Raw genomic sequence first — 15,699 nt, 5'->3', positions numbered from 1 at the left:
TGTTGCGGCAATTGGATGATTGGATTGAGGATTCCTCAGATATTACACCTGTCGCTTTAACCATCAAACCCGCGAACCTCCCAGAAGAAAAAAGAAAAGAAATGCGATTGCGCTAACATTTAAGTTTTGAGCTAGACGAAACCAACTGAGGAAAAATAATGACGACGCTGCTAATTCAAACCCAAAGTGTCCCCCTGACGGTGAATTTTCCTGCTCTCAAATCGATTAGTGTTGAACAATTCTACGAATTCTGTCTAGCCAATCGCGATTTGAGAATCGAGCGTACTGCCAGTGGGGAAGTTATTATTATGCCACCAGCCTTTTCAGATACAGGGAATCGCAACATGAAAATTGCTCAACAAGTTGCGAACTGGGCAGAACAAGATGGCACGGGTGAAGTGTTTGACTCCAGCGCTGGCTTTACCTTACCCAATGGAGCAACCCGCTCCCCCGATGCTTCATGGATTAAACTAGAGCGCTGGGATGCCTTAAGTGAGGAACAAAAAGCCTCTTTTGCACCGATTTGTCCAGATTTCGTAATTGAGTTGCGTTCTCAGAGCGATACCCTTAGTGGATTGCGAAAGAAAATGCAGGAATATATTGACAATGGTACATTACTCGGCTTGTTGATCGACCGCAAAAACAGAAACGTTTATATCTACCGCCCCAATCAAGAACCGGAAATCTTGGAGAATCCTGAAACAGTCAGCGGTGAGCCAGTGCTACCAGGATTTGTCTTGCGGATGGCAAAAATTTGGTGATTGACTGTCCTAACCGTTGTGGCGGTTGCTATACAATCCAACATCCTATCTTAATGCAAATTTTGTTCACATCGCTGAAAAATATAGCGCAGCAACCCGGCTCTCCCGTACATGGTGTGATAAATTTTACTTATGTGTGTGACGATTGGCTTGATTTGAGGAAAACCTAGCTTTTAAGCTGGATTAGTTGGGTTTCCTTTGTCAACCCAACCTACAAGCATTACACCCTGGGACTTTAGCTTAATTCATAAGACTTTATTATCACTCTAAGTACGGGAGAGCCGATTCTTCATACTTTTGTAAATCAAAATATTGTAATCTAGCCCAGCGTTCTTGGAAAAAGGGACTGGGTGTAATAGGTTTACTATCAATATTCCAGGGTAGTAATTCACTGATGCTTAATTGCTTGTAAGCTTCTGTGGTATTAAAGCTAGCAAAGTTTTTTTTCTTTCGCTTTTTGGCATTTGACGACATTTCGCGCCTTCCTGGTTAAAAAATACGCCGAAAAGAACTTATAGCAACGTTTCCGGCTCGTCAATTAACCCAAGATACTAGTATATACCTGTTCCAGGCAAGCCGTGTTCCGCTGCAGACTAAATCGTTGTTCTACGCGCTGACGTGCCGCGATCGCAAACGCTTCCCTCATCGGTGTATCCTGCACCAGAGTCAAGATAGATTTTGCCAGATTTTCCCAATCCCTTTCTCGAACCAGAAAACCTGTTTCGCCATCTACCACAGCTTCAGGAATCCCCGCACTCCAAGAACTCACCACAGGTAATCCCATTGCCATGGCTTCTAAGATAACTATCGGCAGTCCCTCTGTCTCTCCGTGATCAGTCGTGATACTTGGCGCACAGAGTACAGAAGCACAATTCATCCACATTTTAACCGTTTCTGGTGCTTGTACTCCCAGGAAACGGTAGCGACTTAATCCCTTTTTCGCTAACGTTTCTAAACGCTGGCGCAGAGAACCATCGCCAATCATCACTAACTCGACATCGGGTCTAATTTTTTGCACTTCAGCCATTGCCCGAATTAAATAGTCGCACCCTTTTTTCTCAACTAAACGCCCCACAAATAAAACTGTTGATTCTCGCTGAACCTGGGAATCTGGTATAAATTTATCGACATCAATGCCAATATAATTAACTTTAATCTTTTCCGCTGGACATCCTTTTTCTATCAGTTGAGAACGGATAAACTGGGAAACGGCAATCAAACAATCGGCTTCCCGAAAAAGGGTCTTGCGCCTTCTCCCATAAAACTCCCGAAAAAACTGACCCCGCCGCTTGACAAAATCTTCCCCATAGTCATACCACGTTTTTCCGCTTACTTCGATTTCCGCTGTTGCATAATAGCCGTGGAATGTTACAACTAGCGGAACACCTAACTTCCGAGCTAAAGGTAATGCTAAAACGCCATCCAAGCCAAAATGAGCGTGAATTAAGCTAGGTGATAAATTTTTGATTCGCCTCAGCCAATTCGGATGCAGTACGCCAGCTAATTTGTACGCTGTCTTCCACAAACCGGGTAAAGGTTTTTCATCATCCAAAACCATGCAGTTTTCCTTGAGTACCATAGATTTAGCACTAGGAAGATAGGAAGAACCAACGTAGAAACCTTGATAAGACGTAAAACTTTCAACTTGAGCCGGAATAAACGTTTCTGAATAAGGTAACAGTTGGTCGCGATAAATAAGAATTATTTTTTTCATTAATAACTTAGCCTATTTCGGCAGCATAGGACGCAGGATTGACTTAACTAGACCGCGAATTAATGGAAGACCAGTCAACGGAGAGAAAGCCAGTTCTGGTGCAACATTAGACGCTTTTAAATAACTCTGCCAAGCCGTTCTATAGTTCCCTTTTCTATACTCATTTTCCGCGCTTTGCGACAAACGAGCGCTTTCTCGAATCCGGTTTCCCTTGGGTTGCTCTGTAGCCGGAAGGCTATCAATAAACTCCTGAAACACTTTTTCTCTAAGTTCTTCTATATTTTTCGGTCGCCACTGTTTACCGTGAACGCGGTAATCCAGCACAATATCTGGAATCAGAGCAACTTTACCCAATTTAGCCACTTTCAGCCAAAGTTGCCTATCCTCACAGATGATCAGATCGGGTCGATAACCCCCCACTTCTCTAACAACCGTTGTTCGGTATAAATTCTGACCCGAAATGGAAGACCAACCCGCTAATAATTCCGACCAAATGAATTTCTCTACATAAATGATGGGATGTTCTATTTTCAGGGCATAGTCACCCGCTTTAAATTTCCATCTTGCACCCACTGAAGCGACAAGGTTTTTATTTTTTACCAAAGGTTTGGCTAAATTAGTTAAAGCATTTTGACGCAGTAAATCATCATCATCTAGAAACATAATCAACTCTCCTCTAGCCTCTTTTAAGCCTCGGTTCCGTGCTGCCGAACGTTCATGATTTTCGGGTTGCTTAAATATCCTAATATTAGGTTGATTTCTGGTGGTTAGCCACGTCCAAGTTTCGTCTTCAGAAGCATCATCGACAATCAGAAGTTCCCAATTTTTAAAGTCTTGGGCTTCAACGCTAGCGACAGCTTGTTTGAGAAATTCCAGCCGATTATAAGTTGAAATTACCACAGAAACCAAGGGATGATGCATAACTTTTACCTCAAACGGTTAACCAGCTTGTTAAATCTTTATCAAGAAGCTCTTGAAGCTTCAATATGTCTTCTCGATACTCTTCTATCAGTTGTTTGCGAACCTCTGGAAGCAGCGGAGGCTTGGGACGACGGTTAAAGTTTAATAATCTGGATTTTACCGACTTACGTAATTCAGGTGACACAAATTTACGCAAAAATGTACTGGTTGGGCTCCGAGGATCGAGAAACTTATTAAGCGTTCTATTTTTAGGAATAGAAGTAACATTGTATTTTTGCGAAATATTGGGACAAAAATTATCATCTACACCCAAAAAAATAAAAATATCATTTAATACAGAAACAGAGTCAGCTTGAAAATCTTCATAAAGATAGACTTTAATTTGGTGGCTAGAAAATCTGTCGAAATAGCGCTTCAACTGAGCAGAATAAAACCCTCTTTGTTTATAATGCCAACGAAACCAATAGTTCTGACAAATTCGCTCGGATTCGGCTGCGATTGCTTGGGAAAAATCAGCAATTGGTTCAGCGCCTCTACTCAAATTAAATAAAAAGTCAGAGTAGGCTCGTTCAACCGGATCGCGCAGGATTGCGATCAGCTTGACATCAGGAATATAGTGCTTTATAATTTCCGGTGCTTTTGGACTCAGCAAATAAAGGGGTGATGCTTCACCAATTGCTACTTGGTTAGAAACCTTTTCAAAGAAGCGACAATAGGTTTCAAGATTAGTAATAAAATTAGGCGTATCACTATCTCCCTGAAAATTACCACAATAATCATCTTGGCGTTCTCCTTCAAGCGCAAAAAAATTCAGTTCTTTACGAGGACTCATATATATTTGTGGATGCTCGTCAAGATAGTTATTCAAGGATGTTGTTCCCGCTTTTGCTGTACCGATAATTAAAAAATTAGGCAATGTCATATCTTTGGGGTTTTGCTGATGAAATTATCTTATTTATTTACCTAAAAGTGTATTAATTTTGGATTGAGCAATTCTGGCTCGTTTACACAAATCGTAGAATGCGGCTAAAAACTGAGATTGATTATGGTTGGCTAGAACCCATTCTCTACCTTCTTTGCCTAAACGAGTTCGTAACTCCCGATCCTCGATTAGACGAGTCAAACCGTCAATAAACAAAGGAATACTGTCCATCCCACTCCCATCCCAACGCCCCACATAAATCCCGAACCGAGACACGACATCTTGAGGATTAACACAACTTAACAAAGGAGTTTCACACTTGAGTGCTTCTTGGAAGCTGACAGCTAATCCTTCATGAATAGAGGTGTTAACCAAGACCCAGGCTGAAGCCAGAAGGCGAATTTTTTCCTCTCCTTGAACATGACCCATTAGTTTCACATTATCAGGTAAGTTATCGGGTTGCCAAGCCCCCTTGCCTTGAAAATGAGGTTGCCCCATAAAGATAAACTCGACATCCGGGAAATGGCGGGCTAATTCAGCAAAAATCCAAGGGCGTTTATAGGGATCAAGGCGGGCTAGAAAAATGACGCTTGGTTGTTCACTTTTGACAATCTCTCCTGGTTCTAGATCAATAATATTGGGCAGAAAATAAACTTCTGGCGGTTGTACCCCGTAAGTTCCTAAAACTTTATCTTTGAGAAAAGGTGCAGGAGTGGCAAAGAAAATCCGACGTCCCATCCATTTTGATTGGTTAACGACTCCGGCAAAGGATGTACAGTCAAAGCATTTTAGCCCTAAGGGTAACATATTTTCTTGTCCTGGAATGCGTACTGTGTTAATTTTTTCGACATCTTCTGGCGGACGCGGATCACGTACCCAAAGAACGATAGGTGTGCGCGGTAGCAGCCAAAATAAAGGGCGATAATTTGGGCGGTAGTCAATCGATAGGATTAAGTCAATTTTTTCACTCCAGATGCGACGAGCATAAGCCCATTTATTTGGCTGGCGCAGGATGAGAGGTGTTTGATGAATTCGGGGATCGGGTTGACCAGATTGAGCGTAGGATTCACCCGCAATAAAGACAATCTCCACGCCTAAGTTGGGGTTAGCGTTAAAGCAGTTAGCCACTTGCCGTGTCGCCCAGCCAAATCCGCCCATGCGACTGACAGATAGATCGAAAAATTCGTTAGCAATTACACCTACTTTTAGATTTTTTCGGGAATGTTTGGGAGTTGATTGGTTCATGAAATTAAGAAAAAATTAACTTTAGTACCAAAACTAACGTTTTCTAAAATAGAAAGGACTTGCTAAACTATTAACTAGCAATGACATTTCACTCGCAGCTACGATATCAGTCGTCATAACCCGGCGGTATTTTAACCAATGAATCGCGAGGCGACGAAAATCGTTAATCAGATACAAGAAAAACATAAAGGGACGTTGCCATCGTTTATATCGTAGCATACGAGTATGATGGCGACCCCTGCCGATTCCCTCAAAAAACTGCTGTAAATATTGCTTTTCCAAGCGGGTTTTGGGAATGTAATGATCAATGTGCATTTCCGAGTTATACCAAATTTCCCAGCCAGCTTTTTGCATATAGATAAGGGCTTCTATATCTTCACCTTTTGCGGCTAAGGATTGACCAACTGGTCCTTGTAAAATCAAATATTTTGGGATGCAGTCTAACCAAGCCTGTTGGCGAATGACTAATCCAGCACCGGGGGGTAATACTCCCTTGGCTCTGTAGGTATTGAAACAAATGGTTTGTTGGCGTTCAACGATAGGCAAAAATCCAGCAATGCGTTCAAAGTTTTCCGGTGGAGGAACTTCAAACTTCCCATGAATTTGACTGCCGTAAGCACCAGCTTGGGGATGAGACTGAGCAAATAAGTAAGCTTTCGCTACCCAGTCTAATGCAGGTAAATTATCGTCGTCTAGAAAGCCAATCAGAGGAGATTGAGCTTCTTGAATGGCGCGTTGCCTTGCATAATAGGCTCCTGGCTGGGATTCACAAAAGTATTTGAGCGGAAATGCTTGAGTCCAGTTGCGTTGATAGTCTTGGATAATCTTTGCTGTATTGTCTGTACTGTTATTATCGACGACAATAATTTCCCAATTGATATTTTCGGTGTCGCGCTGTAATCGCAGTCTTTCCAACAGGGCTGGTAAGTAATTTTCACGATTGTAAGTGCGAATAGCTACAGTAAATTCGGGCATTGAGTTTATTGTTTATTCATAAAATGTGGGTAATATCCTCCTTGATTCAATAGTAACTTTTTTTATTTTGGAAGAAAACATTTTTACAGAAAATGTACGATAACTTCACAAAACAATCGCGATAAGTTTAGAATTTATTACGACTGATAAATTGCATTATTTTCAGTCAGCCCTGACACCGACAAAGAATTCAGATTTTGGGCAAGGAAGCGACTGTCCATTAAAATGGACTAAAATGATTATCCAGTCAGCTTGATTCGGACTTGCGCTTTTGTTTCCTTAGGTTTCAACCCAAGGAGAGTTGACTTTTGTGCTACTCGCTTACCTCGGAGACAGAGAAATCAGCAAAATCGACATACACATCTTTCGGAGTTGCCCAAGAGGGATCACCGCCGCCAAAAAAGGTGGAGAAAAATATACCATCAATTTTAAGGTCTTCAACGGTACGGAATGTCAATCCTTGCTCATCTAGAACCATGTTTCCATCCAACCAAACTTTAACCCGACCATTGGCTTGACCCGGTTCATTGAGGACAACTTCTTGCTCAATATGATGCCAAGTTCCAGGGATAAATTGCCAATTCCCCCGACCAATTGATGAGCCGTATTCTTCACTTGTGGGTAGATAGGCATACAGTTCCCCATCTCCATTGCGTCTCCACATAAAGCGCGTCGAAAACCCATCGGTTCCATCAGGCGTTTTTCCGCCACTAGCACCGTCACCCCCATAAAGTCCTGGCAATTTCCCCCCTTTAACAAAGTCAAAGTCGTCGGAAAAACGAACATAATAACTCAAGCGCAGGGATTCTTTAGCAGGTAAGCCTAAATCCGCATAAAACTGTGTACCCCCTAACGGAGCATCATTTTTTCGAGAAACTGTAGGGCTAGCTGAACCCGCCGGATACTTCACCCGCAGCACCATCTCAAATCTGCCGTCGGCGTCTTTAATCACTTCACTATTTTCTAAACCCCATTGTTTCTCACTTTTAAGCTGCCAAGATTGCTGCCAATCCGTTGCGGCAAAGCTATCTGACCAAAGCGGGGTGACATCAGCGTTAGAGGCTACGTCTTGACTGGTTTCTGTGGAATTGCTTAAGGCAGAAGAGGAGTCTATTTCATTTGAAGCAGTCTGAGCGCAACTATTCAGCATGATGACTAAAAAAGCTGCACTTAGTAATTGACCTGAAGCGGTTAGATGCTTAAATTTGATTGACATGGGTTTGGCTTAAACGTGCGGGATAGTGTAGAGTTTTGAGCATTTTCATCTTGATGCACCCTCAACCATCCAATTTAATCCTTGCTCTGTGCTTTTGTCAGCCCTTGACTGAAGAAAGGTAGCAGGCAGATGGCAGATAGCAGGGAATAAGGACGTGATCGCTATTAAGATGGATATCAATACTGCTCGGATCAGCTCTAATTTAATCAGAACTTACGCCGATCCAGCATATATAGTGCCAATGGTGCGTTACGCTTGGCTAACGCACCCTACAGATAGAGGCTATGCGTAAATTCTCCCTAGAAGAGCGGGTTTATTTAATTTATCAGTTGTTGCCATAAGTTATCTGTAAAACCCGCCCCTACATCCCCGGCTTTCTCATCTCGCCATAGTGCCATGGCACGTCTCTACATTTCTGCCTACTGAGGATCAAGGCGCAATACTGCCATAAATGCTTCCTGAGGCACATCAACCGTACCTAAAGACTTCATCCGCTTTTTCCCTTTTGCCTGCTTTTGCAACAATTTTTTCTTGCGGCTAATATCCCCGCCGTAACATTTAGCGAGTACGTCTTTCCGCAGTGCGGGAATATGTTCGCTGGCAATTACCCGACTTCCAATTGAGGCTTGCAGGGGAATTTTGAATTGGTGACGGGGAATTAATTCCCGGAGTTTTTCCACTAACGCCCGACCAACAGAGTAAGCTTTATCACGGTGAACAATCATTGCCAGGGAATCGACTGGATCACCGTTAATTAACACATCGAGGCGGACCAGCGTGTTTTCCCGATACCCAATAAGCTGATATTCCATACTGGCATAACCCCGCGATCGCGATTTGAGTTGATCGAAAAAGTCAGTCACGACTTCCGCCAGAGGTAATTCATACACCAAGGTGGTTCGCCCTTGGGTTAAATAGCGCATATCTTTAAACTCACCCCGCCGCGTTTGGCACAGTTCCATCAGCGTCCCCACATAGGTTTCTGGGGTAATCATCTCGATGCGAACATAAGGTTCTTCAATTTTCTCCCGCTGCTGGGGTGGAGGGAGTAAGCTGGGGTTGTCAATTTCCAAAACCTCCCCATCCATATTCGTGACTCGATAAACCACTGACGGGGCGGTAATGATTAAATCTAAATCATATTCCCGTTCTAATCGTTCCTGGACAATTTCCATGTGCAATAAGCCCAAGAAACCACACCGGAAACCAAACCCCATGGCGCTGGAGGTTTCCGGTTCATAGTTGAGAGCCGAATCATTGAGCTTGAGACGATTCAGGGCTTCGCGTAAATCTTCGTACTGATCCGCGTCGGTGGGGAATAAGCCACAGAACACCATGGGTTTGGCTTCCTTGTAACCCGGTAAGGGCGTCTGTGCCGGTTCAGCAGCTAGAGTTATCGTATCGCCAACACGGGCATCTTCTACGGTTTTAATCGCCGCCGCTATGTATCCCACTTCTCCGGCGTGTAGTTGCTCAACCTGGATTTGTGTGGGTGACAATACACCCAGTTCATCAATTTCATATTCCTTTTTGGATGCCATCAGGCGAACTTTATCCCCAGTTTTTACCGTACCATCCATCACCCGGAAATAGATAATGACACCTCGGTAGGGGTCATAGTAACTATCAAAAATCAAGGCTCGCAGGGGCTGATTGATGGTGTCTTGGGGAGGAGGAACCAAATGCACGATAGATTCTAAAATCTCATTGACACCAATCCCCTCCTTTGCCGATGCGAGGATTGCTCCGCTACAATCGAGACCGATGATCTCTTCGATTTCTGAGATCACTCGTTCGGGTTCGGCTCCTGGGAGGTCGATCTTATTCAGAACCGGAATAATTTCTAGGTCATGCTCTAAGGCTAAATAAACATTTGCCAGAGTCTGAGCTTCAACCCCCTGAGAGGCGTCTACCACGAGCAATGCGCCCTCGCAAGCGATAAGCGATCGCGAAACCTCATAGGAGAAATCCACATGACCCGGGGTGTCAATCAAATTGAGAACGTATTGCTCACCATCTCGCCCCTGATAGTTCATGCGAGCGGCTTGCAGTTTAATGGTAATCCCGCGTTCCCGTTCCAATTCCATGTTGTCCAGGAACTGTTCCTTCATGTTGCGATCGCTCACCGTCCCGGTTGTCTGTAAGAGGCGATCGGCTAAAGTGGATTTACCATGATCAATATGAGCAATGATGGAAAAATTGCGAATGCGAGAGACAGGAACATCAGTCATAGAATTATCGGGTGACAAAAAAAATTGGCAACACGGAATGGATGGCTCTTAATGTATTTTAATGTTTCTTCCAAAAATGGGGACAATACTCCTGATACTCTAACTCCAGAGAACCTTTTGGGGCTAAGTACGTCACGAATCTCAGGTGGCAAGAGAGCAAGTTGTCGTAAAATGTAGTGTAGGGGAAGACTAAAACACTGATGACAATGAATAATCATGCCGTCCATCGAGAGCATTCAACAGACAAGGAAGAAATATCTATCCTGATGGATGCTCAACTGTTAGACCAAATCAAACACTTAACCAATGATCCGTCTAAGGTGATAGAAACAGCCATTCGTCAATGGCTAAGAGGAGAGCGCGATCGCGATGATGAGCTAACCCGCACCTTGAGACGAAATCCACCAGTACCGCCACGAGGCGAATGGAACGATTAAGAGCCAAGAGGTTCGTCGCTTTAATCGTTCGCCTGAGGCTCCAGGGCGTTAAGGGGTTGCATTTATGTCTGTCTTGGTGCGAGCGCTAATCCTTTCGCTGCTTGTAGTTTCCAGGTTTCTTGTAGATGATTGCTCCTGCTGATTTCCACCATCCTCGATTCGGGTATACCACTATGCAATCTACTACTGCACAAGGCAAGTCAAGCTTTTTGCAGGAGTTAGAGGTTGAGCTGATGTGTAGCCAAGATGCATCAGGTCAGTATCACTCCTTTTATTGGCGACAAGCCGAGCAGTATGATTTAACTCAAGAACAGGTTATTGGGGTTCCCCTCAACGAAACCTTTCATCCCATTGCTCTAGATGCTTATCGGGATCGAATCCAGCGGATTCTAGACAACCGCACCCCAGAACGCTGTATCCACGACTTCTGCTATGGCGATCACGTTTTTCCCTTTGAACTGGTGATCAGCCCAATTTTACAAGCAGACGGTCAGGCGACTCAGGTTTGGGTGATAGGTCATCTATTACCTGAGGGTTCGGTGCAAAAAGTTATCGATTCGCTGGTACCGTTAAGTGTCGATCCCAATCAAAAACTACTCACCCAAATTGCCCGCCGGATTCGCCGGACGTTAGACTTAGATACAATCTGGCAACAAACGGTAGACAGTTTAGGGAAAGCTCTACAAGTCAGTCGCTGTATTATCTGTTCCTACAAACCCGACTACATTGATGTCAAGGTGGAAGCGGAGTATCGCCAAGACTCATTAGAGGAAATGTTGGGGATGACGCTGGAACTGGAGTCGGAACTGATAATGAAACAAGCGATGTGGAGTTCCGAACCCGTTGTAGTTGACCAAATCGCCCCGAGTCGGTTTCAAGAAAAATCCTTGCTGGTGGTTTCCACGTCCTATAAAGATGAACCCAATGGCTTAATTAGTTTACAACAGTGCGATCGCCACCGTCCGTGGAGTGATGCGGAAATTGAGCTAGTGCGGGAGTTAGCCGAACAAGTGGGAACCGCGATCGCGCATGGTACGCTCTATAAAGAACTGGAACTAGCCAGAGAACAAGCCGAAGAAGTGTCCCGCCTCAAGAGTGAATTTCTGGCTAGCACCTCTCACGAATTGCGGACGCCCCTAAATGGGATGATTGGCTTTCTCAAGCTGATTCTGGAAGGAATGGCGGATGACCCTGAAGAACAGCGCGAGTTTATCCAGGAAGCCCATAATAGCGCCTTACATCTGCTCAACATCATCAACGATATCTTAGATATCGCCAAGATTGAAGCCGGAAAAATGGAGCTGGAGTTTAGTCCAGTTGAGTTAGAGTATCTATTTAATAAGGTCTATGATTTTACCGCCCAGCAAGCCCATCACAAGAATTTGAGCTTCACCCTGGAAATTCCCGCCGTCTACGATGGCATTGTTATGTATGGAAACTATCAACGGTTGCTACAGGTGATGCTAAACCTGGTGGGGAATGCCATCAAATTCACCGATGAAGGGGGAATTACCATCAGCGCCGAAGTCATTCGCAAGAAAGTCCATTTTCAAGGACAGGAGTTTCCTGGACATGTGAAAGTGCGGGTAGCGGATACGGGAATTGGGGTGTCCTTGGATAAGCAAGACAAACTCTTCCAATCCTTTAGCCAGGTGCATGGTGGACTCAATCGTCCTTACGGGGGAACCGGGTTAGGGTTAGCTATTTCCCAAAAGCTAGTGGAAACCATGGGCGGTGTTGTACATTTCTTCAGCATGGGAGAAAACTTAGGTTCAACTGTGACATTTACTGTACCCCTTTATCAAGAACCCGTGATGGTGTCGCGCACAGATTGAGCAAAAGGCGAGGTATCCTAGTGCAGCGTCGCAGAAATAGCCTTAAGTCAGTACCATTCCGTTAGGTTGGTAGCTGGAAAACGTATTGAATTGAGTTATAGCGCTACGCGCTAGGCTTTCTTGCAATAGGCAACACCTCGGACTTCGGCGTGAGCGCTCAGTCGAACGCTTCGCTCGGTGTGTCATGGGCAATAGTGAAGAAAAACGCTTACCTGACAAGCGATTGAGCGATTTTAATTTTTCTTCATTTGTCCTAACCTTAATGCGTAGTGCTATAAAGACTTACTGGCGAAGGCATTTCCTGTTCCCTGTTCCCTATTCCTTTTTTTTTTTTTTCAAAAAGTTAGGGGAATCCCCTAAGTCTGACATCTTCCCCTAACTGTTTAGTTGAGATAATCACCACCGTCCAGCCTCTAGAGGATACAGTTGGCATAAGGAAAGTTCTGCCAACTATTCTGAACTCAACGTAAGCGATTAGAGTTGAGTCAGGAACATTATCTATGAATACTCAGGCTGGCATAGTATTAAACCTAATTCTTTGGGGAACGGTTTTGAGTCAGCCTGTCATTGGCATTCAACCTCATCAACGTTTCCTGATGTTACAATTTCACCCTCAAGCTGGACAGGATTTATTATTAATCAAAAAAAACGTCATCCAAGTAGACGAACCCCCACTCAATCCAGGTTCTCCCGATGAACGGATACCAGCAGGAACCCACAAGGGCAATAGTTTGGCTGTTTTGCCAATACGGAAGGATGGGGTAAGAGTCGAAGACGAACCGACTCCACCAAAAGAGCAGATACCAGGGGGTAGTCGGTGGATTACACAGACAGATCCCCGACTTCAAGAAGTCGGGGATCTTGCTTAAGGCTGTACTTCATCAACCTGAAATCTGCTGTAAATCAATCTTAAGGAAGAGGCAAAGGCAGCGACAATTTTTTAATAAAAATTATCCGATCCTTCTAGGAAAAATCTACGTAATTCGATAGAAAACCTGAACCCGATCACTTTGTTAACCTGATCACAGGGGTGGTACAGAGGTTCACAGCAAATAAAAACCTCTGGCATCCGATGAAAATAACATAAAAGGAGGAATAATAATAGTTATGTCTATGACAGGATTACCAGCATTTGACACCACCGTTCAAAAAACCAATACTTGGGTCAATGATGTAGCCAAAGAACTGGGTTGGGCAGTCCGTGCGTAATTGTAAATAGCAGCAATAGCTGAATTGAGGACTGATAATTTATGCAACTTCCCTTAGAAATTTCCTATCGGGATGTACCAAAAACCGACGCCCTGGATGCGTTAGTCCGGGAAAAAGTCGGTAAGTTAGAGCAGGTTTGCGACCACATTAATAGTTGCCGCATTGCGATTGAACAGGCACACAAGCAACCGAATAGCGGTTCCCCCTATCGGGTGCGAATCGATATGACCGTACCACCAGGTCACGAACTTGCCGTGGTCGAAAATCCGGGAGAAGGAACGCAGTACCAGTCGGTAGAAACCGTGATCCGTAACGCCTTTGAGTCGGCACGCCGCCAGCTTATCGAACTTAGCGAACGGCAACGGAATGAGGTTAAGTCTCATCCTACTCAGGAAATGACCGCAATCGTGACCAAGTTATTTCCCGAAGAAGGGTACGGCTTTCTCAAAACCGTGGAGGGTCAGGAAGTCTATTTCCACCGCAATAGTGTCCTCCATGATGACTTTGACCGTTTAAGTATCGGTACAGGTGTGCGGTTCTTTGCCGAGGAAGGTGAACAAGGACTGCAAGCCAGTACCGTGCAGATTGTGAACAAGCCAGGTGAGCGTATTTCCAAAGTTGATGAATTGGAAATTGAACAGCCCCTCGGTTGGAACAAATAAATTAGCACTTGTGTAGGGTGCGTTAGGCGCATAGTTTTTTATTCACTTTTATTTCCCACAGAATACTCATGCGCCGTAACGCACCACCTTCCAAATTACAATTAATGAGACTTTTTACTCGCGATATCTTGACATTCATAATTTATAAATTAAGGCAGAAGATAGAAGAGAAAGAGTAAATTGGCAAATGTAAACCCGCGCAGGCGGGTTTTGTTTGTATAGCTGCGGTTACCCTACGGGAAGCCGCTCCGCGTCTACAACCGCCCCATCTTAAAGGATTCTTACAAGCCAACCGACAAAACTTGCACCATTTCCCCGGCTGGAATTAAAGTTTGACCAACGGGTACAACCGCCAGACCTGTGGTTTGAGCTAAGTTAATTAAATTACCCGAACTGTGACTCCCACCCGCCAAATTGAATTCATAGTTTCCCTCAACTAATTGAAGCTGACCCCACAAATAGGATTCTCGACGCCCATCAGATTTGAGTTCGCTACGGGAGATGGCGTTGATAAACCTAGGTTTCCATCGTTGCATTGGTAAACCGGACAGCTTTTTCATCACAGGTTGCACAAATCGCCAACAACTGACTAAAGCCGAGACTGGATTTCCGGGTAGACCAAAATATAAGACTGGATGCGATGAGCCTTTTTTATTCCCCTGACTCGGAGGCGGAAACGTCGCCACGGTTAAGGGTTTACCGGGTTTAACCGCAACCGAACGGATGTGAATCTCCGCATTCAGTTGGGCTAAGATTTCATCTACATAGTCATAATCCCCCACAGAGACGCCACCTGTAGACAGAACAATATCGGCGGCTAGAATCGCTTGGGCAATGGCTTGCTTCAGGGCGTCCGGTTTATCGCAGACAATCCCCTGTACTTTAGGAATTCCGCCACAGAGAGTCACCCAAGCGGCTAAGGCGTATTGGTTGGAATCGACAATTTGACCCGGTTGCAAGGGTTGGTACGGTGTAACCAGTTCATTTCCCGTGGAGAGAATCGCGACTTTGGGACGGCGATAGACAGTGAGTTCCGTACATTGGGCGGCGGCGAGGATGGCAATTTCTGGCGCACCCAGTTGAATTCCTGCGTCTAAGAGGGGTTCTCCAGCACGGTAAAATGATGCCTGATGACGCACAAAGCCTTGCGGTTTCGGTGCTTGTAAGATTAAAACCTGGTTATCCTGGCGCTGTGTATGTTCCTGCATTACCACCGTATCAGCGCCCTGGGGCATACAAGCACCGGTGAAGATACGCGCCGCTTGTCCGGCTACGATAGTTTTTTGCGGTTGATAGCCGGCGGGAATCTCTTCGACGAGTTCTAAACGTATTGGTTGCTGTTCATTAGCCGACTGCACATCAGCATGGCGTACCGCATAACCATCCATCGCCGAATTATCCCAGTGGGGAAAATCCAATTGGCTGGTTACAGGAGACGCCAGAATGCGACCTGTGGCGGTGGATAGGTCGATACTTTCGCTGTCTAACTGGGAGTCTAAGGGGTGGACGAGATCTAAGATAATGGATTCGGCTTGGTTAACGGGTAGCATGGGGCAAGAATTAGGAATAAT

The 15,699-nt window shown here is 44.7% G+C and carries 14 protein-coding genes; 5 read left to right on the top strand and 9 right to left on the bottom strand.

Features of this window, described 5'->3' with window-relative positions; genetic code table 11:
- Positions 1–158: 158 nt before the first annotated feature.
- The gene (locus RIG66_RS03925; RefSeq protein ID WP_446375403.1) at positions 159–761 is read left to right on the top strand and encodes a Uma2 family endonuclease; all 603 of its coding nucleotides are present in this window, start codon (positions 159–161) and stop codon (positions 759–761) included.
- A 261-nt stretch (positions 762–1,022) separates the two neighbouring features.
- On the opposite strand, the gene RIG66_RS03920 is transcribed toward RIG66_RS03925, so the two are convergent.
- The 8 genes from RIG66_RS03920 to lepA form a co-directional block, all read right to left on the bottom strand.
- Positions 1,023–1,235: a hypothetical protein gene (locus tag RIG66_RS03920; protein WP_446375401.1), complete on the bottom strand. Its 213-nt coding sequence runs from the start codon at positions 1,233–1,235 to the stop codon at positions 1,023–1,025.
- A gap of 64 nt (positions 1,236–1,299) precedes the next feature.
- Positions 1,300–2,475, bottom strand: a complete 1,176-nt coding sequence (locus RIG66_RS03915; protein ID WP_446375399.1) for a glycosyltransferase — start codon at positions 2,473–2,475, stop codon at positions 1,300–1,302.
- 12 nt (positions 2,476–2,487) lie between these two features.
- Entirely contained in the window at positions 2,488–3,396 is a 909-nt protein-coding gene (locus RIG66_RS03910) for a glycosyltransferase family 2 protein (protein WP_446375397.1), read from the bottom strand.
- A gap of 10 nt (positions 3,397–3,406) precedes the next feature.
- Positions 3,407–4,318 (bottom strand): sulfotransferase family protein, encoded by a 912-nt coding sequence (locus tag RIG66_RS03905; protein ID WP_446375395.1) that lies wholly within the window; start codon positions 4,316–4,318, stop codon positions 3,407–3,409.
- Positions 4,319–4,351: 33 nt separating this feature from the next.
- Positions 4,352–5,563: a glycosyltransferase family 4 protein gene (locus RIG66_RS03900; protein WP_446375393.1), complete on the bottom strand. Its 1,212-nt coding sequence runs from the start codon at positions 5,561–5,563 to the stop codon at positions 4,352–4,354.
- A gap of 33 nt (positions 5,564–5,596) precedes the next feature.
- Positions 5,597–6,538: a hormogonium polysaccharide biosynthesis glycosyltransferase HpsE gene (gene hpsE, locus RIG66_RS03895; protein ID WP_446375391.1), complete on the bottom strand. Its 942-nt coding sequence runs from the start codon at positions 6,536–6,538 to the stop codon at positions 5,597–5,599.
- A gap of 313 nt (positions 6,539–6,851) precedes the next feature.
- The gene (locus tag RIG66_RS03890) at positions 6,852–7,754 is read right to left on the bottom strand and encodes a polysaccharide lyase (RefSeq protein ID WP_446375389.1); all 903 of its coding nucleotides are present in this window, start codon (positions 7,752–7,754) and stop codon (positions 6,852–6,854) included.
- A 419-nt stretch (positions 7,755–8,173) separates the two neighbouring features.
- Entirely contained in the window at positions 8,174–9,985 is a 1,812-nt protein-coding gene (gene lepA, locus RIG66_RS03885; RefSeq protein ID WP_446375387.1) for a translation elongation factor 4, read from the bottom strand.
- Between the two features lie 206 nt (positions 9,986–10,191).
- Here lepA and RIG66_RS03880 point away from each other — a divergent pair, with 206 nt between their 5' ends.
- The 4 genes from RIG66_RS03880 to RIG66_RS03865 all read left to right on the top strand — a co-directional run bounded on the left by RIG66_RS03880 (position 10,192) and on the right by RIG66_RS03865 (position 14,128).
- On the top strand, positions 10,192–10,422 hold the full coding sequence (locus RIG66_RS03880) for a hypothetical protein (RefSeq protein ID WP_446375385.1): 231 nt from the start codon (positions 10,192–10,194) through the stop codon (positions 10,420–10,422).
- Between the two features lie 125 nt (positions 10,423–10,547).
- Positions 10,548–12,257 (top strand): ATP-binding protein, encoded by a 1,710-nt coding sequence (locus RIG66_RS03875; RefSeq protein ID WP_446375383.1) that lies wholly within the window; start codon positions 10,548–10,550, stop codon positions 12,255–12,257.
- A 500-nt stretch (positions 12,258–12,757) separates the two neighbouring features.
- The gene (locus RIG66_RS03870; RefSeq protein ID WP_446375381.1) at positions 12,758–13,126 is read left to right on the top strand and encodes a hypothetical protein; all 369 of its coding nucleotides are present in this window, start codon (positions 12,758–12,760) and stop codon (positions 13,124–13,126) included.
- A 381-nt stretch (positions 13,127–13,507) separates the two neighbouring features.
- A complete protein-coding gene (locus tag RIG66_RS03865) occupies positions 13,508–14,128 on the top strand; it encodes an HPF/RaiA family ribosome-associated protein (protein WP_446375379.1) in 621 nt (206 codons plus the stop codon).
- A 281-nt stretch (positions 14,129–14,409) separates the two neighbouring features.
- Here the strand turns inward: RIG66_RS03865 and RIG66_RS03860 are convergent, their stop codons facing one another.
- The gene (locus RIG66_RS03860) at positions 14,410–15,678 is read right to left on the bottom strand and encodes a molybdopterin molybdotransferase MoeA (protein ID WP_446375377.1); all 1,269 of its coding nucleotides are present in this window, start codon (positions 15,676–15,678) and stop codon (positions 14,410–14,412) included.
- Between the last annotated feature and the right edge of the window lie 21 nt (positions 15,679–15,699).

This window comes from Coleofasciculus sp. E2-BRE-01 (assembly GCF_040221695.1).
Taxonomy (GTDB): domain Bacteria; phylum Cyanobacteriota; class Cyanobacteriia; order Cyanobacteriales; family Coleofasciculaceae; genus Coleofasciculus.
Note: the sequence above shows the minus strand (reverse complement) of the source record. Positions and strands in the feature narration are given on the sequence as shown.

Bases quoted from the DNA above. Each gene is read 5' to 3' on its own strand.
- RIG66_RS03925 (WP_446375403.1), top strand. From the start codon at position 159: ATGACGACGCTGCTAATTCAAACCCAAAGTGTCCCCCTGACGGTGAAT.
- RIG66_RS03920 (WP_446375401.1), bottom strand. From the start codon at position 1,235: ATGTCGTCAAATGCCAAAAAGCGAAAGAAAAAAAACTTTGCTAGCTTT.
- RIG66_RS03915 (WP_446375399.1), bottom strand. From the start codon at position 2,475: ATGAAAAAAATAATTCTTATTTATCGCGACCAACTGTTACCTTATTCA.
- RIG66_RS03910 (WP_446375397.1), bottom strand. From the start codon at position 3,396: ATGCATCATCCCTTGGTTTCTGTGGTAATTTCAACTTATAATCGGCTG.
- RIG66_RS03905 (WP_446375395.1), bottom strand. From the start codon at position 4,318: ATGACATTGCCTAATTTTTTAATTATCGGTACAGCAAAAGCGGGAACA.
- RIG66_RS03900 (WP_446375393.1), bottom strand. From the start codon at position 5,563: ATGAACCAATCAACTCCCAAACATTCCCGAAAAAATCTAAAAGTAGGT.
- hpsE (WP_446375391.1), bottom strand. From the start codon at position 6,538: ATGCCCGAATTTACTGTAGCTATTCGCACTTACAATCGTGAAAATTAC.
- RIG66_RS03890 (WP_446375389.1), bottom strand. From the start codon at position 7,754: ATGTCAATCAAATTTAAGCATCTAACCGCTTCAGGTCAATTACTAAGT.
- lepA (WP_446375387.1), bottom strand. From the start codon at position 9,985: ATGACTGATGTTCCTGTCTCTCGCATTCGCAATTTTTCCATCATTGCT.
- RIG66_RS03880 (WP_446375385.1), top strand. From the start codon at position 10,192: ATGAATAATCATGCCGTCCATCGAGAGCATTCAACAGACAAGGAAGAA.
- RIG66_RS03875 (WP_446375383.1), top strand. From the start codon at position 10,548: ATGATTGCTCCTGCTGATTTCCACCATCCTCGATTCGGGTATACCACT.
- RIG66_RS03870 (WP_446375381.1), top strand. From the start codon at position 12,758: ATGAATACTCAGGCTGGCATAGTATTAAACCTAATTCTTTGGGGAACG.
- RIG66_RS03865 (WP_446375379.1), top strand. From the start codon at position 13,508: ATGCAACTTCCCTTAGAAATTTCCTATCGGGATGTACCAAAAACCGAC.
- RIG66_RS03860 (WP_446375377.1), bottom strand. From the start codon at position 15,678: ATGCTACCCGTTAACCAAGCCGAATCCATTATCTTAGATCTCGTCCAC.